This window comes from Paenibacillus yonginensis, assembly GCF_001685395.1.
Taxonomy (GTDB): domain Bacteria; phylum Bacillota; class Bacilli; order Paenibacillales; family Paenibacillaceae; genus Fontibacillus; species Fontibacillus yonginensis.
The window spans coordinates 4426803-4448457 of the sequence record NZ_CP014167.1; the positions used below are offsets into that span (position 1 = coordinate 4426803).

Below are 21655 nucleotides of genomic sequence, written 5' to 3' on the forward strand. Positions count from 1 at the left end.
CGTGAGAATTGCTTATTTGATTCATTGGAATGAAGGGGCCGAAAGCGGAGTGCTGAAAAAGGTCATGCACCAGGTCACCGAATGGCGGCAGCAGGGGCATCAGCCTGCGCTGTTCCTGTTTACCTGCCGGCCCAACGAGGACTGGAGCCGCGCGTGTGCGGAAGCCGGGATTGAACTGACGGTTCAGGTCTATAAAGGGTACTCAGGCCGTATGGCCGACTTCGGCTTGCTTGCCAAAAAGGTTCGGAGATGGCAGCCGGAAGTGCTGTACCATCGTTTCGACTTGTATTATCTCGCCCTTCCGGGTCTGCTGCGGGCCGTTCCTTCGGTGCTGGAGATCAACACCAATGATATGGCCGAGCTGCGGATGGAGCAGGGGTTCCGTTATTATTACCATTCCTTTACGAGAGGAAAAGTTCTGTCCGCTGCGGACGGCCACGTCTATGTGAGCCGCGAGCTGTCTGAAAGCGAGCATTACCGCCCGTTTGCGAAGCCCTCCATGGTGATCGGCAACGGGATTCAGCTGGAAGCGGCTGGTGATGGTCCCGTAGCCGGCGAACGAGACAACAAAGAGGCTGCCGAGCAGGAGGAAGACGCAGTCAGCCCCCGGGCTCCCCGGCTGGTCTTCATGGGGTCGGCGGGTCAGTCCTGGCATGGACTTGATCATATCGCCGAATTGGCTTCGCTCAAACCGGATTGGAGGTTTGACCTGATCGGCGTGGAAGCCGGTGAGCTCGAAGGACTCCGGATCTATGGGGCTGATGACTCGCAGAGTTCAGCGGGACTCGGTTCCAAGTCCCAGGATTTCGTTAAGGCAGGTGAGCGGCCGAAGGTCCGGGTTGCTTCCAGGACAGGCAGTACATCAGGGGTTGCGGAGACTGGAGCTGGGGCCACGGAGGAGTCCAGTCAACGCCCATCAGCGTTAGCGGGAGAACCAGCTTCCGGAGATCCGGCAAAGGGGAAGGGGGCGGGCACAGAACTTCCGCAGAACCTTTTTTTCCACGGTAAAATGACCCGCAGCGCCTATCAGCCCCTGCTTGATCAAGCGGATATCGCCGTAGGTACGCTGGCTTTGTACCGCAAGCATATGACGGAAGCGTCCCCTTTGAAGGTCCGGGAGTATTTGGCCAACGGGCTGCCGGTAATCATGGCCTATGAGGATACCGACTTTCCGGCAGAGGTTCCATTTCTATTAAAGCTCCCGGCCGAACCCGATCTAATACGCAGGCATTTAGGCAAGATCGAGCAGTTCGTGGAGGCGTGGAAGGGCCGGAGAATCGGCAGGGAACAGGTCTCCCATTTGGACACGCGCTTTAAGGAGGCCGTGCGTCTTCGGTTCATGGAGCATATAGCCGCTCTGCGCACCGGCGGGAATGGGAGCGGACCATGAGCCTGGAGACTGTTCTGATCCTTGTTGTTCTTGGCAGTATGCTGGTTTTTCTCGCGCAAAGCGTGCTGCACCTGGGCCTTGTTCTCAACCCGGCGTTTCTGTTTGGCCTGTGCCTGTATTTCGATATGATCGGTTTTTTCTATAAAAAAGTGATGCCCGGCAACGCGCTTCTCATCCTCGTAGCTTTTCCACTCCTCTTAGTGCTCATCATTGTACTGCAAAGGCCGCTGCGGCCGCTCGGCATGCTGGATAACGGGGGGTTATGGCTGTGGGCGGCCTTCTTCGGCTACTGCATCGTGTCATTTGCCTGGTCGCCCCAGCAGTCAGGCGGGCTGTCCAAGCTGCTGCTGCTGTTCGCGCACGGCGTCCTTCCCGGGCTCTATACCTACATCTTCTACAAGAAATACAACACCTTCTCCTGGTCCTTCGCGGCTCTGTTTGGTCTCGCTTATGCCATTATTCATCTGACGTTCGGCGTCTATACCGCCGAATATCCGGGGCGTTTGACACTGCCGGGGGATAATCCGATATTTAATGCCCGGATTTCGCTGCTGACGGTAACGATTTGCCTATGGGGCCGCGGGATTCCGCTTTGGCTGAGGCTCGCGGCAGGAGGGACGGCGCTGGTATCGGCGATTCAGACCCAGTCCCGCGGCCCGCTCGCCTTTTTCATCCTGGCTAACCTGCTGATCCTCGTCTGGAGCGTGTATCGTCAAATACGGGCGAATGGAAGCCGGGCTCGTTACCTTGCGAGAGGTTTGAAAGTGTCGGCGGTGCTGTTCGTCATAGCCGGGGGGGTGGCTTTTGCGATGAGAGGACCCCTGCTCGAGATGATTGAATCCAGCCGGTTTGGCGTGCTGATCGACAAGAACCAGCTCGAGGGCGACGACAACTACCTGGGCAGAGTGGGGCTGCAGCTTGAGGCGCTTCAGGCCTTTGAAGAGCATCCTTTCTTTGGCCTCGGGCTGGGCGGCCATACTCCGCCGGTAACGGACGAATTTCCGCACAACGTGCTGCTTGAAATGGCCAGCGAACTGGGCATTACGGGCATTGCCCTCTGGTCGGGGGCGTTTCTCTACACGCTTTATGCGGCGAGGCGGCAGCCCGTTCTGCTGGCGCTCCTGATCCAGTCGCTGGGCTGCGCGCTGGTCAGCGGAGACTTCGGCTATAACTTTGAGTACGTGTTTATTGCCATGGTCGCTTTGGCTTTCAAGCCGAAGCGGGAATACGAAGGAGCTGCGAAATATGAAGAAGGTTCTCTTTCTTATCACAGGGCTTGATTATGCCGGAGCCGAAGCGCAGGTTGTTCAGCTCAGCCGGATGTTTAGGGGAGCCGGCTTTGTCGTCCAGCTGATCAGCATGATCGAACCGGCTGCATATCTGGAAGAGCTGACAGCCATGGGCGTGGGGGTGCTGACGCTGGGCATGCGCAAGGGCGTGCCCGATCCGCGGGCGGTGTTCCGGCTCAGACGGCTGGTGCGCTCCTTCCGGCCGGATGTGGTGCACAGCCATATGGTCCATGCCAATCTGCTGGCCCGGGTGACACGGCTGTTCGTGCGGATGCCGGTGCTGGCCTGCACCGCGCACAGCATTCATGAAGGCGGCCGGATTCGGACCTGGCTGTACCGCTTGACGGACCGGATGTGCGACGTCATGACGAATGTCAGTCAGGAGGCGGTCAACCGCTATGTCACCATAAAGGCTTCTCCGCCGGATAAAATCCGTCTGATGCCAAACGGCATTGATATGGAGCGGTTTTGCTTCTCGGCAAGGGCCCGCATGCAGATCCGTCAGAAACTGGGGGTTGAAGGAAGGTTTGTATGGCTGGCTGTAGGTCGTCTAGCTCCGGAAAAAGATTACCAGACCATGCTGGGGGCCTTCTCCGAGGTCTGTAGGTCCTTCCCCCAAACGATGCTGCTGATTGCCGGAATTGGTCCTGAGGAGGCTGAGCTAAAGCGGTATTGCGAAACTGCAGGGTTAGGGGAACAGGTTCGGTTCCTGGGCCTGCGCACCGATATTCCGGAACTGATGCACGGGGCGGACGCCTATCTGATGTCCTCCAAGTGGGAAGGCCTGCCGATGGTACTGCTTGAGGCCGGAGCCAGCGGCCTTCCCATTGTGGCGACGGATGCTGGCGGCAACCGTGAGATCGTGCAGCATGGAGTCAACGGCTATTTGTCGACGCCTTCGGACCCGACTGCATTAGCTGGGGAAATGCGGAAGCTGCTGGGGTTGTCCTCCCGCAGGCGGGCGGCGATGGGGAGGCTCAGCCGCGAGAGGATCAGCAGGGATTACGATATTCGGGCAATCGCACGAAGATGGGAGGTGCTTTATGAGCAAGCTGAACGAAGCAGAGGCAGAAGAGGCAAGCTGGAGCGGCGTTCGGGAGTTCCCTTGTGAGGGGAATTCGGCTGCTTCTTCTCCACCTCCGCGTAAAGCCGCTTACGTAGCCACGGTTTATTCGCATCTGGCCGCCTTTCATCTCCCGTTTATGGACGATTTACGGCAGGACGGCTTCGAGGTGCACGCCTATGCTGCCCGGGACGGACGGCGGGAGGAAGTGGAACAGGCGGGATTTGAATGCCGGGATCTCCCGTTCAGCCGGAATCCGGTGAATCCGGGCAATTTCAAGGCTTGGTTGGGCATGTACCGTATGTTAAGGCAGGAGGGATATGAGGTGGTGCATGTCCATACGCCCAATGCCGGGTTTATCACGCGGCTTGCCGCGCTTGCGGCGGGAACCGGGAATGTTTTTTATACGGCGCACGGCTTCCATTTCTTCCGGGGGGCTCCGCTACTCAATTGGCTGATTTATTATCCCCTTGAACGGCTTGCCGCGCGCTGGACCGATGTGTTGATTACGATCAACGGCGAAGATTTTGACAGGGCCTCCCGCTTCAGGGTCAGGGGCAGAGTTGTGCAGCTCCCGGGTGTAGGGGTGGAAGCGCCTGATAAACGGGGCATGGACGAGGCGGAGAAAGCAGCACTCATGCAGGAACTGCAGATACCCGCCAATGCCTTTATCCTGCTCTGTATGGCGGAGCTGAACGGCAACAAGAATCAGGCTCAGCTGCTCCAGGCGGTTCAGCGGCTCCGGAAGAACGGTATTCCCGTCTGCTGCCTGATTGCAGGGGCAGGGCGCTGCGAGGAACGTTACAGGAGGCTGGCAGAGGAATTGGACATTCAGGATTCCGTCCGGTTCCTAGGCTTTCGCAAGGACGGGTTTAAGCTGATGGCGGCTTCAGACGTGGTTGTACTGCTTTCTCGGCGGGAAGGATTGCCCAAGGTTCTGCTGGAGGCGCTGGGGAATGGCAAACCGGCCGTGGTCACGGACATCCGGGGCTGCCGGGATCTTGTCGCCGAGGGCTTTAATGGCTTCCGGGTTGCCCCGGGGGATGTCGCCGGTACGGTTCGGGCGCTCGGCATGCTGTATCGCAATCCGGATCTGCTGCGGCGAATGGGCGCAGCCGCCAGTTTTTTTTATGAAACCTACCGGCTGGAGAAGGTTCGGGATTTGCTGAAGGAGCTTTACCGGAGCATTGAGCCGGGTTTGAAGGAACTGAACGCCGGGAGGGACGGAAGATGAAGCTGTTTCGACAAGGCTGGCTCAAGCTGGCGGTGTTGCTGCTGGATGTAGGCGGCGTGTATGCCAGTTATCTGCTGGCTTATCTGCTGAAGTTCTCCGGCCGGATTCCGGCGGATGAATGGGTCTCTTTTCTGGACTATGCGCCGTGGCTTGGTTTGTTGACCGCGGTTACCTACTATTTCTTCAACCTTTATGACTTTGCGGGCAGACGGAAGCCGGCTTTGCTTCTTTATAATCTGGTGCTTGCACACCTGCTGTTTGTGGCCGAATTAATTGCTGTGAATTATTGGCTGAAGACCTTCAGCTTGCCTCGATCGGTAGTTGCCACGGCTTTTGTAGCGCAAGTGCTGGTGACTTTCGGTCTGCGTCTTCTCTTGTTCTACATTCAAGCCAAAGGAAGCGGACGGAGAAAGGCCCTGGTCATCGTCAGTGGACATTCCACGGACCTGCTGATGCTGGAGAAATTGCGGCAGACAGGGGCTCCCTGGCTGGAGATTACCCGGGTTATTACCGTCCCGGCCGTGCAGGCCGACGAGGCTGCCCGGCTGGCAGGCATCGACTGGCAGGAGGCGGAGGTGCTGATGATAGGACAAGGCGTTCCGGAGGGGGTTCGGAGCGAGTGGATTCGGGAAGCGGGAGAACGGCAAATGGAGGTGCTGCTGATCCCGGGGTTCTATGAGCTGTATCTGGTCAAGGCCGAGGCCCAGCAGATCGACGATCTGCTCGTATATTCGATCATGCCCCCTCATCCCACGCTGCCGGAACGGCTGTTAAAAAGAGGGCTGGACATCCTCTGCTCGTCGCTGCTGTTGATCTTCACCTCCCCGCTGCTGTTGGCTATGCTGCTGCTCATTCCTGCCACCTCCAAAGGCGGGGCGCTTTATGTGCAGGAGCGGGTTGGACAGCTGGGCAAACCGTTCAGGCTGCTCAAATTCCGCAGTATGGTGGATAAGGCGGAGCAGTCCACCGGACCGGTGCTGGCGGGGGATAGGGATCACCGGATAACCCCGCTGGGCCGGATGCTTCGGGCAACGCGCATCGATGAACTCCCGCAGCTGTTTAATGTGCTGGCCGGGCAGATGAGCCTGGTTGGACCCCGGCCGGAGCGGGCTTTCTTCATTGAGCAGTTCAAAGAGGAACTTCCCTATTACACCTACCGCCTCATGGTCAAACCGGGACTGACCGGGCTGGCCCAGGTGATGGCCGGTTATGCGACTACGCCTGCGGATAAACTGAGGTATGACCTCATGTATATGAAGAATTATTCCTTGCTGCTGGACTTGAAAATTTTATTCCAGACGCTGCAGGTTGTGCTCAACCGGGAGCAGGCAAGGGGAGTGAAGCAGGCTGCGGAAGACAAGAAAGGGCAGGAGCTTGCCTGGGCAGCTGCCGGTGAACCTTCCTCCCAGCCGCCTGCGGCTGCAGAGTAGAAACGGGATTTAAACGGCGAAATCAGGAGGGACAACCGATGAGAAGCAGAAGGAGACAGCCCAAACCGAAACGCAAGCTCAGAACCATTGCGCTAATCGCCGGTTGTGCTTTGCTGCTGCTTGCAGGAGCCGGGGCAGCGGCGATGATCCGGTTGTCGCCGGAACATCATTTCCGCACGGGAAATATTCCGGTTGCAGCTATACCTGAAAGGGATGCTGGAGGAGAAGCGGCTGCGGCCATAGAGTCCGGCAGCGGCACTGGCAGCGGGAACGGAAACACTGAAAACAATGTGCCACCGGAAGGCTCGGCGGGTTTGAACGGGAATGGCAGCAGTCGAAATGGCCAAAGCGGCAGTGGGAGCCGGGAGGGGGATAACTCGGACGTATTAGCCACGGGCCCTTCAGCGCCCGTTTCGTCCAGCGGATCGTCCGAGACTAGGTTCAATCTGCTGCTGCTGGGCATTGATGCGCGTGAGTCGGAGGATTCCCGGACGGACGTTATGATGTTGGCCCATGTTAATCTGGACCGGCATCAGGTGAATCTGATCTCTATTCCCCGGGATACCCGGGTGAACCTGAAGGGCGTCGGTTATACCAAAATTAACCACGCCCACTTGGTAGGAGAGCTCAAAGGGGGGAGTCATGCCGGAACGTTAGCTTCGCTTCAGGCGGCAAGCAACCTGTGCGGGTGCACTATCAATTATTATATGAAAACCAATTTCGCCGGTTTTGTTCATTTTGTCGATTCGATAGGTGGTTTGGACATTACCCTGGAGGAACCGGTTAAATTGACTTACGCCCATCGTACCCTGCCGGCGGGCCGCCAGCATCTGAACGGGGACCTCACGCTGAAGCTGGTCCAGGAGCGGCATTCCCTGGCCTCTGGAGATATCAACCGCCAGCAGAATCAAGCGCTGGTCTTGAAGACTCTGCTCCGAACCCTGCTGCAGCCGGACAATCTGGTCCGGATTCCAGGCCTGCTCAGCCAGGTGAAGAAGGATATTCTGGATACGAATTTAAGCGACAGCGATATCATCAGCTTGTCCCTGCTGGCCAAAGACTTACAGAGTGAAGACATCCAATATGAGCAGGTTCCCGGGCGCAGCGGGAAAGCGAAGGACCCGCTGGTGGGGAAGGAACTCTATTACTGGATTCCGGACCTCGAGGCCTGGGAGCGTCTCGCCAAAAAGCTTTTGGAAGACTAGTCTACTTGAAGCCTCTCCTTCATATATTGGAGGACAAAAGCACTAATTGTGAATGGGAGAGTCGAATGCGATGAAGATTGTTGTTACCGGAGGAGCCGGGTTTATCGGCCTGCATACGGTTGAACTGCTGTTAAGGCAAGGGCATGAGGTTGTTGTTGTGGATGATCTGGAGCAGGGTACGCGTACTTTCTCCGGCCCGAAAGTCGCCTTTTATCCGCTGGATATCAGTTCAGAGAATCTGTCCGCCGTGTTTGCCGCCGAAAGACCTGAAGCTGTTATTCATCTGGCCGCGCAGGTCAGCGTACAGCGTTCCCTTGAATTTCCTTCCCTTGATGCAAGGCACAATATCGTTGGCACCGTGAACCTGCTGAAGCAGTGCGTCGATTACAATGTAGCCAAGCTTGTGTTTGCATCCTCGGCCGCTGTTTACGGCAATGCGAGCGAGCTGCCGATTTCGGAGGGTTCGCCGGCCGAGCCGTTGTCTTTTTACGGGGCATCCAAGAAGATCGCAGAATTTTACATACAGATGTTTGCGGAAAGGTACGGATTGAATTATGTGATTTTGCGATATGCCAACGTGTACGGGATACGGCAGAACTCCAAAGGAGAGAGCAGCGTCGTCGCTTCCTTCGTGAAACGAATATTGGAGGGGGATCGGCCCTGGATCAATGGGAACGGAGAACAGACAAGGGATTTCATCTATGTCAAGGACGTGGCTGCCGCGAATGCGGCCGCTCTCTTCCAGGGCGAGAGGGAAATACTGAATGTCGGCAGCGGACGCCCGGTTTCTGTAAATGAGCTGTTCCGTCTGATCAGGGAGATTTGCGGCCAAGGGGGGCTGGAGCCGGAATACCGCCCTTTCAAGCCGGGAGATATTCTGGACAGTCTGCTGGACAACCGCCGAGCTTTGCATGTGTTGGGCTGGGAGCCTGCCTATTCGATGCTGGACGGGCTTAAAGAGATGATTCAATACGAAAGGGAACTTCGCAGAGAGATAAAGATGGGATTTTAAAAATAAAAAGGGAATGATTGTAAAACATTCCCTTCCTCAAGCATAAGATATATCGATCATCTGCTTGGTTAATCGCTGTGATTCCCCCTCTTAAGCGGCGGGCAACTAAGCCGGGAACCGTCCTGCAAAGGGCGGTTTTCGGCGTTTCCCGGCTCCGCTTGAACCCATGCCTACCCCTTTGCATACATATAACCACCGGACTTGTTGTTAGAGGTTCAGGCGGAAGCGAAGGGGTGTGACAGCAGTGGGTATTCATTTGACGGCCCTCCACTGGGTATATCTGGCTTTTATTGTGTTTATTATGGCCCTGCTGGTTCGGCGGCGCGATACGACGATGATTTGCGTGGCCGGGATCTTTACGCTGGGTCTTATAGCTACGGAGACCTTAAGCGGCTCGGTTTCGGGTATATTTAATTCCTTTATCTACGCCACCAAGGAACTGATGGGGACGATTATGATTATCTCCATTATTGTTGCGATGAGCCGGGTGCTGATTGTTACCGGCATTAATGAAACGATGGTGGCTCCGCTGACCCGGTTTCTGCGCACACCTGCGCTGGCTTACTGGGGCATAGGGCTCATCATGATGATAACGTCGTTTTTCTTCTGGCCGTCACCGGCGGTGGCCCTGATCGGGGCCGTGCTGCTTCCGGTGGCATTGCGGGTAGGTCTGCCGGCGCTTGGTGCGGCGGTAGCGATGAACTTGTTTGGCCATGGCATAGCTTTATCAGGTGACTACATTATTCAGGGAGCCCCCAAGCTTACCGCGGATGCGGCAGGTCTTCCGGTTTCCAGTGTGATGGAGGCCAGCGTGCCGCTTGTCGTGGTTATGGGTCTGGTCACCACCGTTACGGCTTACTGGATGATGCGGCGGGATCTGAAAAAGGGAACATTCCGCGACGGCTTGGTCACAGGGAGAAGCGGCACCGGGGCTTTGGCCTCTGCGGACAGCCCGGATCACACGCCCGCAATTGTCCATCCGGCTGCCAAGCGAGCCCTTGCCATTCTTGTTCCAATCCTGTTTGCCATTGATGTGATCGCCATGTTTGTGCTGCATCTGCAAGGCGGAGACGCCACGGCCCTTGTCGGCGGAACAGCCATCCTGATCCTGCTTGCGGTGACGTTGTTTGCCCACCGGAACAAAGGGCTTGAGCAGATGACATCTTATTTGATCGACGGCTTTGTGTTTGGCTTTAAAGTGTTTGGACCGGTTATTCCGATTGCGGCTTTCTTCTATTTGGGCGATGCAGCGTTTACGGAAATGTTCGGCAATGTTCTGCCGCAAGGCTCTCAGGGGATCGTCAATGACCTTGGCGTAGCCCTGGCGCATGAAGTCCCGCTGAATAATGTCGCCTCGGCCATAACGCTGACGGTTACCGGTGCGATTACCGGCCTGGACGGCTCGGGTTTCTCGGGCATTTCGCTCGCCGGTTCGATCGCACATCTGTTTGCGACAGCGATCGGCTCCGGAGCTGCGACGCTGACCGCCCTCGGGCAGGTTGCTGCCATCTGGGTCGGCGGCGGTACGCTGATCCCTTGGGCACTCATCCCGGCAGCCGCGATCTGCGGCGTCAGCCCGTTTGAGCTGGCCCGGCGCAACCTGAAGCCGGTGCTGATCGGCCTGGCCGTCACAACTGTAGTGGCGATGTTTCTGATTTAGCATTCAGCACGATAGTATTTCTGTTTGAATTTGCACATGAAACGATTTCTGGTTAGTCCCAACAGCCCGGCAGGGGTTCCTGTCGGGCTGTTTTTATAACTTGGATTACGGCTTGCCTTACCTATAACCTGTACTTACTCTGCATGTTCGCCGTGCTCTCCATTGATATTTTCCTCAACATTCCTTGTGTGAGGCAGCCTAAACCGGCCGTCCTCCAAAAGATCCAGCACAATCTCGTCAGGCTGTTTCGTTGTCGTATCGTACAAATACGGCTTGTTAGCCGGTGAAGTCTCTAATTGATTAAGCAAGAAGAGCGAACGATCCAGGGAATCCGGGTCTCCACGGCGTTCGAGCCTATTTTTCAAGATTTCAGCGTCGGCTCTAAGCACTGCATAACGAATTTCCGCATGGAAATCGGCTATTTGTTCTTTAAACCATTCGAGTTCCTCTTCGACGACAAAATCAATCACCACATTTAATCCGTCCTGAAGGAAAGTACGGGTGACTGCAGCTAAATTCGTCCAGGTGACGGACACCCGCCGCTCCCAAGAAGTCGAGTCTGCGGCGCTTCCCTCGTTAAACATATGGAATAAATGGTCGCCTTCAATCATCACGCAGTTGGGGAGCTTCTTCGCCAACTGTTTGGATACGGTGGATTTGCCGGTGCCAAGTGGACCGGAAATAAGGAAAATCAATCGTTTGCCGCTATTATTCGAATTCGTCATAAGCGATCTCCTTTAAAATCATGGATCGGTGGTTCTGACAGCTGCAACTTCTCTTTCTCAATCTATCATTTTTGATTCTTACTAAATAGAAAAGTCCTAGATTTATAGATTTTTCAAAAAAAGCTCTCTGTTTGCTGTTTGGTCTTAACCATCCTATTCCATACCCCTTCTTTTTTCCCTCCTCCAAAAGTTCTATAATGAACTTACCGCACACCAAGAATTAACGAATGAGTTGAATATACAGGAATAGAAACGTGAAGGAGGCAGTCCATATGTCCATTTACGACATCGAAGTCGAGACGATCCAGGGGAAACACGGGAACCTTTCGCCTTACCGGGGCCAGGTGATGCTGATTGTGAACACGGCAACCAAATGCGGTTTTGCACCCCAGTTCAAGGGCCTTCAGAAGCTGTACGATCAATATAAGGATCAGGGCTTTGTTGTGCTTGGTTTCCCGAGCGGCCAGTTTGCCAATCAAGAGCTGGAAACGAATGAAGAGGTAGCGGAGGCTTGTGAAATTAATTTCGGGGTCAATTTCCCGCTGTTCGCCAAAATCGACGTCAACGGAAAAACGGCCCATCCGTTGTTTCGTCTGCTGACGAATGAAGCGAGGGGGCTCTTCGGCTCAAGAACGATCAAATGGAATTTCACCAAATTCCTTGTGGACCGCGATGGCCGTGTACTGAAACGTTTTGGCTCCAAGGATACGCCGGAGAGCCTCGAAAGCGAAATCCGCAAAGTGCTGGACAGCAGCAGCGTTCACGCTTAGGGCGGCTGTTTAGATTGAGTTCTTCGGTTCACGACTTCCGCTTTATCTTATTCATTATGGACGGGGATGGGAGTCAGACGAGGATTATCCGGTAATCGGATATCGTAACCATACAAACAGACCGCGGGAACTCCCGTGGTCTGTTTATTTATTAATTTATTTAATGGCGGGCGGCAGTTCGACTTTGGCTTCAAGCTCTTGGATATACTGGCTGTCCTTTACCTCCTCGGTAAAGTCGTCTTTGATCACAAAGGGTTTGATAATCAGATATTTGCTTGTTGCTGCTGTAGTAGCATAGCGGCGGTCAAAGATCAGCGTGTTTCCTTCGAAGGTCCCTTCTCCATTTAGAGAAGGCAGACGGCGGCCCTGATCATCGAATACGGCTATACCGATCCCGTTCATCCGGCGTTCTTCCTTGGCTGACAGGGTATCCGAATGTTTATAGGTCAGCGTGGTCATGATCCGTGTAGTCACAGGAGTAACAGAAACCTTCGTAACCATCATGGTGTAGTCATCGCTTGCGGTTTCCAGGTTTGGTGAAAATACGGCTCCGACATTCGTGGTTTTGTGGAACGGAATATCTAAAGTGAATTCGTGATCCATCCCGTCGAGCTTTAAGGTGACGGTGGCATTGAAGGCAGCAGGAGCCTCATGGCCGCCGGATTCGGGAAGGATTTGTTCAAACACAAGGGTGTTTGGCTGGTTTTTTCCTGCCCCGCCATAGAACAGGCCTGCGTCTGTAAGCGAGTTCCACTCGCCTGTCCCTTGGCCGTTTGCGTTTAACACTACCTGCTCAACAGCACTGCTGAGCTTCATCTTTTTCTTCCCGTTGAAATAAATTCCTTCGTTAAGATTCGGAGCGTCAACGGTTAAGAGAAAGGCAGCGCGTGTGCCGTCATAAATCGTTTCCGTTACCTTCAGCTTCACCTTCTCATAAGCAGCCAGGCTGTTCATGTTTGCGGTCATGCCAAGCTCACCTGCCGTGCGGAGCCCGATATCGCCTTGAATCGAGCTGAAGAGGCTGCTGATGATGGGAAGGTTTTTGATGGAATCTGCCATAGCCGGAGAAACAAAAGCCGAAGCAAACAGTCCGATACCGAGGACTCCCGCTGCAGCAGCGGTATAACTCCAGCGGCGGAGCCGGGTTTTCCGCAGTGGAGCGTGTCCCGCCTGACGGGCGATCAGATCATAGGTTTCGTCCAGGCGTTTTCTTACCAGCGGGGACATCTCCGGATGGAGGCTGTCAGCCTTTTTCAACTCTTGTTCCCATTCAGATACTGCCATAATTCATCTTCCCCTCTCGAAATGTAGATAACTGATTTTGGAGTGTGTCGCGCGCCCGCATCAGCCGCATTTTTGCCGCGCTTTCGGAGATATCCAGGGCCAGGGCCACCTGGCGAAGCGGCAGATCCTCAAAATAGTGAAGAATAACCGCAAGCCGCTGCGGCTCCTCCAGCTGGTCTACTGCATCCCTCAAATCGATCTTGTCGTATTCATTACTAGCGTATACGGCAGCTCCGGCGGGGATTTCGGCATAGACATCTGTACGTGAGCGCTGGGCCAGAAGATTGTGGCATTCATTGATCAGAATCCTGAAGATCCAGGTTTTGAAATACTGGGGCTCCTTTAAGCCGGGAATGGCCTTGAAGGCTTTCAGTAGGGTTTCCTGGAGAGCGTCTGCGACGTCTTCGTCTTTGCCCAAAATGGATTTAGCCATGTAGTGAAGGGACTTCTCGTGCTCCTTGACCAGAGCGATAAAGGCCTCTGCATCTCCGGCTATCGCTTTTGCTGCAAGTTTAGCGCTATTCATCAGGCATCTCCTTTCCTTGTTTTGTGCTGCTATTATTTAGACAGGGCGGACCGGCGGATGGTCACATCTCTTGAAAAAAGTTAGGCCAAGACTTGTCCCGTGCCAATCATTCCCCTTGTGTTAGAACGTAAAATTTGGGACAATGATAGGGTTATACGCCTTTTAATAACTGTTGATCTTTATGGCTGTGCATGAATCTTTGTACGAAATTTCTATAGATCGGAAAGAGGAAACAAAAACATGAACAAACCCACCCTTTACGGATTTACGTTAGAGCAGCTGTCGGTTTGGCTGGAGGAGCACGGTCACAAGAGATCGAGAGCTATTCCGGTCTGGGAAGCCTTGTATCGCGAGCGCGTGACTTCTTTTGAAGCGATGACCGGCGCTAACGCTGCTGTTGTAGAGCTGCTGAAAGAACATTTCGTGCTGCAGACCATGGAAGAACACACCCGCCAGGAGTCGGTGGACGGTACGATCAAATTCCTGTTCAAGCTGCAGGACGGCAACCTGATTGAAACCGTTTTGATGCGGCAAAAATACGGCCTTTCCGTCTGCGTCACCACGCAGGTCGGCTGCAACATCGGCTGCAGCTTCTGCGCCAGCGGCCTGCTGGCCAAAAGCCGCGATCTGACCTCGGGTGAAATCACCGAGCAGATCATGAAGGTGCAGCTGCACCTGGACCGTGCCGGCAAGCGTGAACGGGTCAGCCATGTTGTGGTAATGGGCATCGGCGAGCCGTTTGACAACTTTGTCCATATGGGCAACTTTATCCGGACCATCAAAGACGCTAAAGGCCTCGCGATCGGGCCGAGAAGCATCACCGTATCCACAAGCGGCCTGGCCGGCAAAATCAAGGAATTCGCCGATTCCGACCTCCAGGTCAACCTGGCGATTTCGCTGCATGCGCCGAATAACGAGCTGCGGACGCGGATCATGAAGATCAACAAAGCGATACCGATCGAGAAAGTGCTCGAAGCGATGGATTACTACTGTGAGCGCAGCAACCGGAAGGTAACGCTGGAATACATTCTGCTGCGGGACGTCAACGACCGCCGCGAGCATGCGGCTGAGCTTGCAGAGCTCATCAAGGACCGGAAACAGCAGGTTACCGTTAACCTGATTCCGTACAACCCGGTGGATGAGCACAGCCAATACCAGCGCAGCGACCGGGATACGATTCTTGCGTTCTACGACGAACTGAAGAAACAAAACGTCAACGTCAGCGTCCGCCTTGAGCACGGCACCGATATTGATGCCGCGTGCGGACAGCTGCGGAGCAAGCAGATTAAAGGGGCGTAAGAGAAACGATCGCTTCACGCCAAAAAATAAACCGCCTCCCGGTTAATCCGGCTGGCGGTTTGTAAATTGAGCCCTTTAAGCTGTACGGCTTAAAGGGCTCTTCTTGTTGCTAACCCGAAGTTACATCGCTTTACCCTTGCGTACAAACATCATCAGACACCCGGCAATAACCAATACGGCTGCGATGATCGGCTGACCGCCGGCCAGGCTTCCCAGCAGGGAGCCGATCGAGAACACGGCGAAGAACAGCACGGACAATACGGTCAGGATATTAATCGGGATCAGCAACCATTTGTTGCGGTTGCCGAACCAATACAGCTCAAACAAACCGGCGGCAGGAGCCAGCAGGAACCCTGGCCACATCATGTCCCAATTATCGAACAGCATGGCAATTTGGCAGACCAGGGCCACAATCAGCAGCACGCCGCCCGGCACGAGCACGCCGACTCCGCGGCGCTGGAGAATAGAGAAATACAGCCAGTGAAAAAATACAGCCACGGGAAAGATAAACAACGTGGGCCAGAAGTAAGTAAAGGTGGAGCCTGTCGTCCAATGGATTTCCCCCTTGATGAGCATAAAGATGCCCAGCAGCACCAGAATCGGGCCCAGGAAAGCAATACGGTCAACTTTCAAAAGGATTCACTCCCTAACGTGTTTTTAGCTGTCCTCAGCATAACACGGGGATAGGTGGTTGTCTTCATTCCCTGGAGTGTAAAACATATCGGTCTTGAGACTGAGTGTGGTAGAATAAAGGACGAATTTATTCAGAAAAGAGGATGTTTAACCGCATGCTGAATGTTAAAGATTATACAGCGGAATATGTCAAAGATCCGTTTGGCATTTTGACCGGCAAAAGATATGAATTCCGAATCAATCTTGAGATTCCAGAGGACGACGACCTCTATACCGTGAACGGTGTATATGCCCGCGTTATCGTGAAAGACGATAACGGCGAAGTCCGGGTAGTGAGTTATGATCTGGTGGAGCGCGGTACGGACAAAATCCTGGAGTTTGATCTTGAGGATGATGAGGAAGCCGAGCTGGAGCAGTTCTGCAAGGAGCATCTGCCGGAAGAGGAGTAAGGGCCGACTGGTCTTTGGCTGCTTAGCTGTAGATACCGAATAGAAGTTTCAAAGAGATCCGCCCGTCAGGGCGGATTCTTTGATTGGGCCGGCGGACACGGCCGCTCCACCAGCTAACCCTGTATAGCCGCAATAACCACCAGTATCCAAGCCGCCAGAAAAAGCACCCCGCCAATCGGCGTGATCGCCCCCAGCTTCCGCGCGCCGCTTAAGCTTAACGCATACAGGCTTCCTGAGAAGAGAAGAATCCCGCCGGTCATCAGCCATCCGGCCCATGAGATCAGCGAGCTGTCCGCAAGCTGATCCCCAGCCGTCCCAAGCAGGAGCAGACCCAGACCGTGAGCAATTTGATACTGAATTCCGGTCTGATACGTCTTCATCTTTTCATCCGATAATTTATTCTTTAAGGCGTGGGCGCCGAATGCGCCAAGCGCGACGGCCAGGAACATCACAATGCCGCCTAATCCTAACCAAATATTCAATGTCAAACACCTCCTAACAGCCATACTAAGACCGGCACACTCCTGCAGTCAAATGCCAAAAAAGGCGAGGGTGAGCATACCTGGCGTTATTATGCAGGTTAACGGGAACAAGGAAAATAGGGAATTAAGCGAGTACAACCTGTCCTGAAATGGTATAATATGCATATAATTAGTTAGGGAAGTAAGAATGGCCAAATACAAAGAAGCTAGGAGATCGTAAATCATGCCGAATGAAGACGAAATCATTTTAACCCCCGATGGTGTTGCCAAACTGGAACAGGAGCTTGAAGAGCTCAAAACAGCCGGGCGCAGGGAACTTGCGGAGCGGATCAAAATTGCGCTCAGCTACGGGGACTTGAAGGAGAACAGTGAATACCACTCGGCCAAAGACGACCAGGCTTTTATGGAGACCCGCATTTTGACCATTACGAACATTCTCCGCAAAGCCAAAGTGGTGGAGAATCAGGGCACCGATGTGGTCGCTATCGGCTCTATTGCTGTTCTGAATGACCTCGAATTTGATGAGCGGATCGAATATCAGATCGTCGGCCCTGCCGAAGCGGACGTGGCAGGCAACAAAATTTCTTACGAAAGTCCTCTGGGCAAAGCCCTGCTCGGACATAAGGTTGGAGATGTCGTAGAAGTGGAAGCTCCGATCGGGATTATTAAATACGAAGTGCTGGATATCAAGCAGGGATTGTAGACAGCACCAGCATGATCTGAGAAGTTGACCCTAAGAAAGTGGACAACGAGCCACCGTGTCCGGGAATTTTCCCCCGGGCATTTTTTGTTTTTGCAGCGATTGGCCCTTGATGGGCATGTTGCGGCAATGATTTTTTTCGCATCAAAAATGAAGATCGGGGGATTCTATGGCCAAAGGGGGAATAATTAATGCCGAATCACCGCAAGGACATCGAAACGGATGGAAATCCTGAAACCGTCTATGAAGACACCCGTGTACACGAGCATCCCATCCTGCCGGCTCCCAAGCAGTACACTTCCAAGCCCACCCGGGAAACAGAAGGACCCGATCGCGTAAAGCGAACCTGATTTTAGGGGAGGGGCCAGATCCTCCGAAAAAAGTCAAAGAGCCAGGAAGCCATTTCCTGACTCTATTTATGTTGCGCTCTTTAGGCCATAAATTAAAGGTTCATTTCATACCTACTCATTGCTTACGGCTCACGGTGCTTTCCTCGCTGATCAAGGCATGCAGATTAAGGTCCGGGTCATAGAAGAAGACCATCCACGTCTGGATGCCATGCATTTCGGCAATGACATGAGGTTTGTCCCTGAATTCGACGCCTTTGCCGAGAAGCTCCTGATAAGCCTCCTGAATATGCTCAACTCCGAAATAAAGGACGGAGCCCGGAGGGGCAAAATCGCGCCGTCGCCTTGCCAGTGAAAGGTTCTGCTGCTCGCATGGAGAATAGAGTTGTTCAATTTGTAGACCATACGCCATCCTCCTTCAATGGACTGACGCCAAGGCCGGAGCTCCGGCGAAGCAGGCCGCCTTTAAAGCATGCCCGGCTTCCGGAACTCCTCGGCATAGTTCGTGTCCATGATCTTCGCGACTTCAGCGGGCTCCTGTGTTTGGCCGAGCGCCCACATCATTTTGGTGACAAGCGCTTCAGTGGTCATATCGTATCCTGGAATCACGCCTTTCTCCAGCACACGCTGCCCCACTTCATAAATCGTTAAGTCGCCGCCTTCGTAAGGACATTGTGTAGTCACCACGATCGTCATGCCTCCGCGCATCAGTTCCTCAATTTTATTGATCAGGCTGCGTTCTTTGAAAGGAACTCCTCCCAGGCCGAACCCTTCAATCACAATCCCTTTATATCCAAGCGAATGGATGGCATCGAATATATGAGGGTTAGTCCCCGGAATCAGCCGCAGCAGAAAGACCTCCGAGCAATAATTGTCATTATAAGGATACTGGACAAGCTGCCGCTCCGGCAAGTCCTGGTTGTAAATCAACTGCCCATTTACGATAGTTCCGATGTAGGGATAGTTGATGCTTTCAAAGGCATTATAGCTCCGTGTCCGGACTTTCGAGGCCCGGGTGCCGTTGATGATTTTGCCGTTAAAAACAACGAACACGCCTGGACGTTCTCCGCAAGCTGTGATGAAGGAGTCGATGACGTTTTTCTTCGAGTCGGAATGCTCGGCCAGAATGGAAACCTGGGAACCGGTAAGGACAACAGGCTTGGCGACCGTTCCCAGCATAAAGCTGAGCGCCGAGGAGGTGTAGGCCATTGTATCCGTACCATGGGCAATCACGATCCCGTCATAATGATGCAGGGAATCATGAACAAGCCGGGCAATCGCTGCCCAGTCCTCCGGCTGGGTATTGGTGCTGTCCATGCTCATCAGATCGATCGCGTCGATCCGGCAAATCTCCCGAAGCTCGGGAATCTGTTCCAGAATATGACCAGCGCTTTGGGTCGGAGTCAATCCGTGCTCCTGATAGGTAGAGGATATAGTTCCGCCCGTATTTATAAATAGAATAGTTTTCATTCAAGCCGTTCTCCCTGTATGATACAAAATCAGACACCCTGACGCAGGGAAAGGACGTCTGCTGTTTTGTATTTTACTATGAAACGACCGGTGGATAAATGGGTGATTCTCCCTCGTTCGACAAGGATTTGTTGGTTATGGGCCGGTGTCGCCTGAAGAACGGGGGAAACAGAGCCTTAAGGATAAAACTGGTATTTATTTAGTAATCTAGTTAAAATGGAAAAGGATAATGTCTCTTATCTAGCATTTTATCATAGAGCAGAAAGGAAGGATGATTTTGAAAAGAAACCCTCAGGCAGGCGAGGCCAAAGCCGCCAAAATGACGATTAGCGCGCTGACCGCTCTCTTGCTGCTGACCCCAGCGGCTATGGCCGGGGCAGAGGAGGCCGGATCGGTGGACACTGCGATCAGCAGCACAGCATCGCCCGCTGGAAATCGCGGGCTGCAGCAAGCGGCAGGAGAATTGACGGCAAATGCCTCTTCTCAGCCCTCCAAGGCCGACCCCTCCAAAGTCAAATTTACCAAAGACCAGGCGGTAGCCAAGCTGAGAGAGCTGTTCCCCATTTTAAGTGAAGCGACCGTTTCCAGTTATGAATTGGGAGTAACCAATCAATATCCGCCTCCCGTTGATCAAATGGTTTGGAATATTCAGTGGAACTATCAGATCAACAATTCTTATTACGGGTTCAACAGCCGGGTAGATGCGGTAACCGGGGATCTTATTGATACAGCCCTATACATTCCAAATATGAACAGCAATGAGGCTTATTATCCCCCTAAATTAACGGAAGAGCAGGCCTTGGATAAAGCGCGCGTTTTCCTGCAGAAAGCGGTGACTGTCCCGTCCGGTGTGGAGTGGGAAGTAGACGATAATGACGCTTACAGTTTGGCGAATCCCAGTTTGTTTGGACCTGTTGAATATACGTTCAGCTTTCGGCAGAAGAAAGGCGGCATCAAGTCCAATTTCGCCAACTACTACATAACCGTTACCGGGGATGGCACCGTCATTCGTTTCTCCCGCCCTCTTGATCCCATCGATTTGCCGAATACAAAGGTGACCATCACTCAAGCCGAAGCCGATCAGCAGTTTGCCGATCAGCTCGATCTGGAACTGGCTTACGTCCCTCAATACAAGGAGGGGCTGCCTGAGCGTTATCTCCTGGCCTGGCAGCCAGTTGAAGCTGCTCTCTACGACATAGATGCCGCAACCGGGGCGCGAATTTCGAAATTAGGGAAAGAAGCCGGGGAAGACGCCAATGTCTTGACTGATGTCCCGGCCGGACAGAAGCTTTATACACCACGCTCAGAAGGGGAACGGCTGACGGATGAAGAAGCGGCGAAGCTGGTTGAACAGCGTATCGGAGTTCCGGCCAACCGCAGCTTAGCTTCTCGGCGTTTGAGCCAGTTTTATCCGGATCAGGACCGCCAGGTGTGGAACCTGAGCTGGAGAGGGAATGATTCGGGAACCCGAGGGCTCCCGCCCGAAACCAATGTAATGGTGGATGCCGACAGCGGTCAAATTCTTTCTTATACCCAGGAGGCTTATCGTTACAATGACGACCGGACATCAGCCGAAGCTGTCAAACCGGTTCCATATGAAACAGCCAAGCAGAAAGCCTTCTATTGGGTGAACCTGCTCTATCCGGATGCCAGCCAGCAATTAAAGCTTGCAGAAGCTGCCAAGGAGCCCCGGCAAGCCGGCGAATCCGGCTATGACTTTACTTTTGCAAGATACTACAAAGGAATCAAAGTGGTGGACGATAACGTTACGATGCATCTTGGCCCGGATGGAGACCTGGAGTCCTATTATGGCAGATCAAATCCGAAGGTATCCGGGCTGCCTACGGAGCCATCCGTTGATAAAAAGGCAGCGCTGAAAGTTTATTTGAATGAATATCAAACAGAACTCCATTATGCCTATTACGGCGGATACTATTCGATCCTCAACCAATATGAGGAGCCGGTGATCAGACTGGTCTATGGTGCCGTACCTAAGAGCGAGAATGAGCTTACCGTAGCTCTGGACGCACAGACGGGAAAATGGCTGACCAATAATCAGCTTGCAGGTCAGCTTGCACCGGGGCAGGAGCCTGCCGATATCAAAGGGCGGCCTGAGGAACAGGATTTGCAAACCTTAATCCGTTATCAGGTGCTTAAACCGGATGAAGAAGGTCTCATCCATCCTGAAGCTGAAATCACTGTCGGAGACTGGCTGGATATGATGGCGCGGGCAGCGACAACTTATATCAGCAGTTCCAATAACGGAGACGACGGCAAACCGAAGAGTACCGCCGGCGTATCACCGGAAGATGTTTATTATACTTCCGTTCAGTATGCCTCAAGCGCAGGCTGGATTGATGCCAAGTCGCAGATTGCGGTTCACGACAAGCTGACGCGCGATAAGCTGGCTGCTCTGCTTGCTGGAATTTTGCAATACAGCAAATTGACTGTCTATCTGAAGGAGAACGGCGAAGCCAACCAATTCACGGATGCAGCTGCTATCCAGAACAAAGGGGCGGTTACGCTGGCCGTGAAGCTGGGGCTGCTGAAGGGCACAGATGGACGGTTTGAACCCCAACACCTCGTAACCAAAGCCGAGGCAGCCCAGGTTATGATGAAGCTGGTTAAATTGCAGGGACACACCGACCAGAAGATTGTTCAATCTTATTAGAAGGCAGCAGCGGCAA

At 53.7% G+C, this 21655-nt stretch carries 21 protein-coding genes; 14 read left to right on the plus strand and 7 right to left on the minus strand.

The window, feature by feature from the left end:
- Position 1: 1 nt before the first annotated feature.
- From AWM70_RS20125 to AWM70_RS20160, 8 genes are all read left to right on the plus strand, one after another.
- Positions 2 to 1390 carry a glycosyltransferase family protein gene (locus tag AWM70_RS20125; protein WP_151208781.1) on the plus strand — a complete coding sequence of 463 codons (1389 nt, stop codon included), beginning with the start codon at positions 2 to 4 and terminating at the stop codon, positions 1388 to 1390.
- Positions 1387 to 2670 (plus strand): O-antigen ligase family protein, encoded by a 1284-nt coding sequence (locus AWM70_RS20130; protein ID WP_068699428.1) that lies wholly within the window; start codon positions 1387 to 1389, stop codon positions 2668 to 2670. The genes AWM70_RS20125 and AWM70_RS20130 overlap by 4 nt, the downstream gene beginning before the upstream one ends.
- Positions 2636 to 3790: a glycosyltransferase gene (locus AWM70_RS20135; protein WP_068699429.1), complete on the plus strand. Its 1155-nt coding sequence runs from the start codon at positions 2636 to 2638 to the stop codon at positions 3788 to 3790. The genes AWM70_RS20130 and AWM70_RS20135 overlap by 35 nt, the downstream gene beginning before the upstream one ends.
- Complete coding sequence (locus AWM70_RS20140; protein ID WP_083180450.1) at positions 3723 to 4976, plus strand: glycosyltransferase family 4 protein; 1254 nt, start codon at positions 3723 to 3725, stop codon at positions 4974 to 4976. Before AWM70_RS20135 ends, AWM70_RS20140 begins: the two co-directional genes overlap by 68 nt.
- On the plus strand, positions 4973 to 6406 hold the full coding sequence (locus tag AWM70_RS20145; protein ID WP_068699430.1) for a sugar transferase: 1434 nt from the start codon (positions 4973 to 4975) through the stop codon (positions 6404 to 6406). The genes AWM70_RS20140 and AWM70_RS20145 overlap by 4 nt, the downstream gene beginning before the upstream one ends.
- Positions 6407 to 6444: 38 nt before the next feature.
- Positions 6445 to 7611: an LCP family protein gene (locus tag AWM70_RS22990; RefSeq protein WP_083180451.1), complete on the plus strand. Its 1167-nt coding sequence runs from the start codon at positions 6445 to 6447 to the stop codon at positions 7609 to 7611.
- Between the two features lie 70 nt (positions 7612 to 7681).
- The gene (locus AWM70_RS20155; protein ID WP_068699432.1) at positions 7682 to 8623 is read left to right on the plus strand and encodes an NAD-dependent epimerase/dehydratase family protein; all 942 of its coding nucleotides are present in this window, start codon (positions 7682 to 7684) and stop codon (positions 8621 to 8623) included.
- A gap of 244 nt (positions 8624 to 8867) precedes the next feature.
- A complete protein-coding gene (locus AWM70_RS20160; protein WP_068699434.1) occupies positions 8868 to 10283 on the plus strand; it encodes a hypothetical protein in 1416 nt (471 codons plus the stop codon).
- 134 nt (positions 10284 to 10417) lie between these two features.
- Here AWM70_RS20160 and AWM70_RS20165 read toward each other — a convergent pair whose 3' ends face one another.
- Positions 10418 to 11008 (minus strand): P-loop nucleotide/nucleoside kinase family protein, encoded by a 591-nt coding sequence (locus AWM70_RS20165; RefSeq protein ID WP_068699436.1) that lies wholly within the window; start codon positions 11006 to 11008, stop codon positions 10418 to 10420.
- Between the two features lie 272 nt (positions 11009 to 11280).
- Between AWM70_RS20165 and AWM70_RS20170 the strand changes: the two genes are divergently transcribed.
- A complete protein-coding gene (locus tag AWM70_RS20170; protein WP_068699437.1) occupies positions 11281 to 11778 on the plus strand; it encodes a glutathione peroxidase in 498 nt (165 codons plus the stop codon).
- Between the two features lie 156 nt (positions 11779 to 11934).
- Here the strand turns inward: AWM70_RS20170 and AWM70_RS20175 are convergent, their stop codons facing one another.
- Together AWM70_RS20175 and AWM70_RS20180 are read right to left on the minus strand one after the other, a co-directional pair.
- Positions 11935 to 13062: a DUF4179 domain-containing protein gene (locus AWM70_RS20175; protein ID WP_068699438.1), complete on the minus strand. Its 1128-nt coding sequence runs from the start codon at positions 13060 to 13062 to the stop codon at positions 11935 to 11937.
- On the minus strand, positions 13049 to 13588 hold the full coding sequence (locus AWM70_RS20180; protein ID WP_068699440.1) for an RNA polymerase sigma factor: 540 nt from the start codon (positions 13586 to 13588) through the stop codon (positions 13049 to 13051). The genes AWM70_RS20175 and AWM70_RS20180 overlap by 14 nt, the downstream gene beginning before the upstream one ends.
- 240 nt (positions 13589 to 13828) lie before the next feature.
- On the opposite strand from AWM70_RS20180, the gene rlmN reads away from it, so the two are divergent.
- Complete coding sequence (gene rlmN, locus AWM70_RS20185) at positions 13829 to 14887, plus strand: dual-specificity RNA methyltransferase RlmN (RefSeq protein ID WP_068699442.1); 1059 nt, start codon at positions 13829 to 13831, stop codon at positions 14885 to 14887.
- Positions 14888 to 15007: 120 nt separating this feature from the next.
- Here rlmN and AWM70_RS20190 read toward each other — a convergent pair whose 3' ends face one another.
- Positions 15008 to 15520: a hypothetical protein gene (locus tag AWM70_RS20190; protein WP_237167763.1), complete on the minus strand. Its 513-nt coding sequence runs from the start codon at positions 15518 to 15520 to the stop codon at positions 15008 to 15010.
- A gap of 155 nt (positions 15521 to 15675) precedes the next feature.
- On the opposite strand from AWM70_RS20190, the gene AWM70_RS20195 reads away from it, so the two are divergent.
- Positions 15676 to 15969, plus strand: coding sequence for a DUF6509 family protein (locus AWM70_RS20195; RefSeq protein WP_068699444.1), 294 nt, complete (start codon positions 15676 to 15678; stop codon positions 15967 to 15969).
- A gap of 113 nt (positions 15970 to 16082) precedes the next feature.
- Here the strand turns inward: AWM70_RS20195 and AWM70_RS20200 are convergent, their stop codons facing one another.
- On the minus strand, positions 16083 to 16451 hold the full coding sequence (locus AWM70_RS20200; RefSeq protein ID WP_099093116.1) for a DUF423 domain-containing protein: 369 nt from the start codon (positions 16449 to 16451) through the stop codon (positions 16083 to 16085).
- 223 nt (positions 16452 to 16674) lie between these two features.
- On the opposite strand from AWM70_RS20200, the gene greA reads away from it, so the two are divergent.
- Entirely contained in the window at positions 16675 to 17154 is a 480-nt protein-coding gene (greA, locus tag AWM70_RS20205) for a transcription elongation factor GreA (protein WP_068699448.1), read from the plus strand.
- Positions 17155 to 17342: 188 nt separating this feature from the next.
- Complete coding sequence (locus AWM70_RS23555) at positions 17343 to 17501, plus strand: hypothetical protein (protein ID WP_169823478.1); 159 nt, start codon at positions 17343 to 17345, stop codon at positions 17499 to 17501.
- A gap of 115 nt (positions 17502 to 17616) precedes the next feature.
- Here AWM70_RS23555 and AWM70_RS20210 read toward each other — a convergent pair whose 3' ends face one another.
- Positions 17617 to 17910 carry a VOC family protein gene (locus AWM70_RS20210; protein ID WP_068699450.1) on the minus strand — a complete coding sequence of 98 codons (294 nt, stop codon included), beginning with the start codon at positions 17908 to 17910 and terminating at the stop codon, positions 17617 to 17619.
- Between the two features lie 53 nt (positions 17911 to 17963).
- Complete coding sequence (locus AWM70_RS20215; protein ID WP_068699453.1) at positions 17964 to 18968, minus strand: asparaginase; 1005 nt, start codon at positions 18966 to 18968, stop codon at positions 17964 to 17966.
- Between the two features lie 277 nt (positions 18969 to 19245).
- Between AWM70_RS20215 and AWM70_RS20220 the strand changes: the two genes are divergently transcribed.
- Entirely contained in the window at positions 19246 to 21639 is a 2394-nt protein-coding gene (locus AWM70_RS20220) for a YcdB/YcdC domain-containing protein (RefSeq protein WP_169823479.1), read from the plus strand.
- Positions 21640 to 21655: the final 16 nt, after the last annotated feature.

Bases quoted from the DNA above. Each gene is read 5' to 3' on its own strand.
- AWM70_RS20210 (WP_068699450.1), bottom strand. From the start codon at position 17,910: ATGGCGTATGGTCTACAAATTGAACAACTCTATTCTCCATGCGAGCAG.
- AWM70_RS20165 (WP_068699436.1), bottom strand. From the start codon at position 11,008: ATGACGAATTCGAATAATAGCGGCAAACGATTGATTTTCCTTATTTCC.
- AWM70_RS20155 (WP_068699432.1), top strand. From the start codon at position 7,682: ATGAAGATTGTTGTTACCGGAGGAGCCGGGTTTATCGGCCTGCATACG.
- rlmN (WP_068699442.1), top strand. From the start codon at position 13,829: ATGAACAAACCCACCCTTTACGGATTTACGTTAGAGCAGCTGTCGGTT.
- AWM70_RS20170 (WP_068699437.1), top strand. From the start codon at position 11,281: ATGTCCATTTACGACATCGAAGTCGAGACGATCCAGGGGAAACACGGG.
- AWM70_RS20180 (WP_068699440.1), bottom strand. From the start codon at position 13,588: ATGAATAGCGCTAAACTTGCAGCAAAAGCGATAGCCGGAGATGCAGAG.
- AWM70_RS20135 (WP_068699429.1), top strand. From the start codon at position 2,636: ATGAAGAAGGTTCTCTTTCTTATCACAGGGCTTGATTATGCCGGAGCC.
- AWM70_RS20130 (WP_068699428.1), top strand. From the start codon at position 1,387: ATGAGCCTGGAGACTGTTCTGATCCTTGTTGTTCTTGGCAGTATGCTG.
- AWM70_RS23555 (WP_169823478.1), top strand. From the start codon at position 17,343: ATGCCGAATCACCGCAAGGACATCGAAACGGATGGAAATCCTGAAACC.
- AWM70_RS20215 (WP_068699453.1), bottom strand. From the start codon at position 18,968: ATGAAAACTATTCTATTTATAAATACGGGCGGAACTATATCCTCTACC.
- greA (WP_068699448.1), top strand. From the start codon at position 16,675: ATGCCGAATGAAGACGAAATCATTTTAACCCCCGATGGTGTTGCCAAA.
- AWM70_RS20175 (WP_068699438.1), bottom strand. From the start codon at position 13,062: ATGGCAGTATCTGAATGGGAACAAGAGTTGAAAAAGGCTGACAGCCTC.
- AWM70_RS22990 (WP_083180451.1), top strand. From the start codon at position 6,445: ATGAGAAGCAGAAGGAGACAGCCCAAACCGAAACGCAAGCTCAGAACC.
- AWM70_RS20145 (WP_068699430.1), top strand. From the start codon at position 4,973: ATGAAGCTGTTTCGACAAGGCTGGCTCAAGCTGGCGGTGTTGCTGCTG.
- AWM70_RS20140 (WP_083180450.1), top strand. From the start codon at position 3,723: ATGAGCAAGCTGAACGAAGCAGAGGCAGAAGAGGCAAGCTGGAGCGGC.
- AWM70_RS20195 (WP_068699444.1), top strand. From the start codon at position 15,676: ATGCTGAATGTTAAAGATTATACAGCGGAATATGTCAAAGATCCGTTT.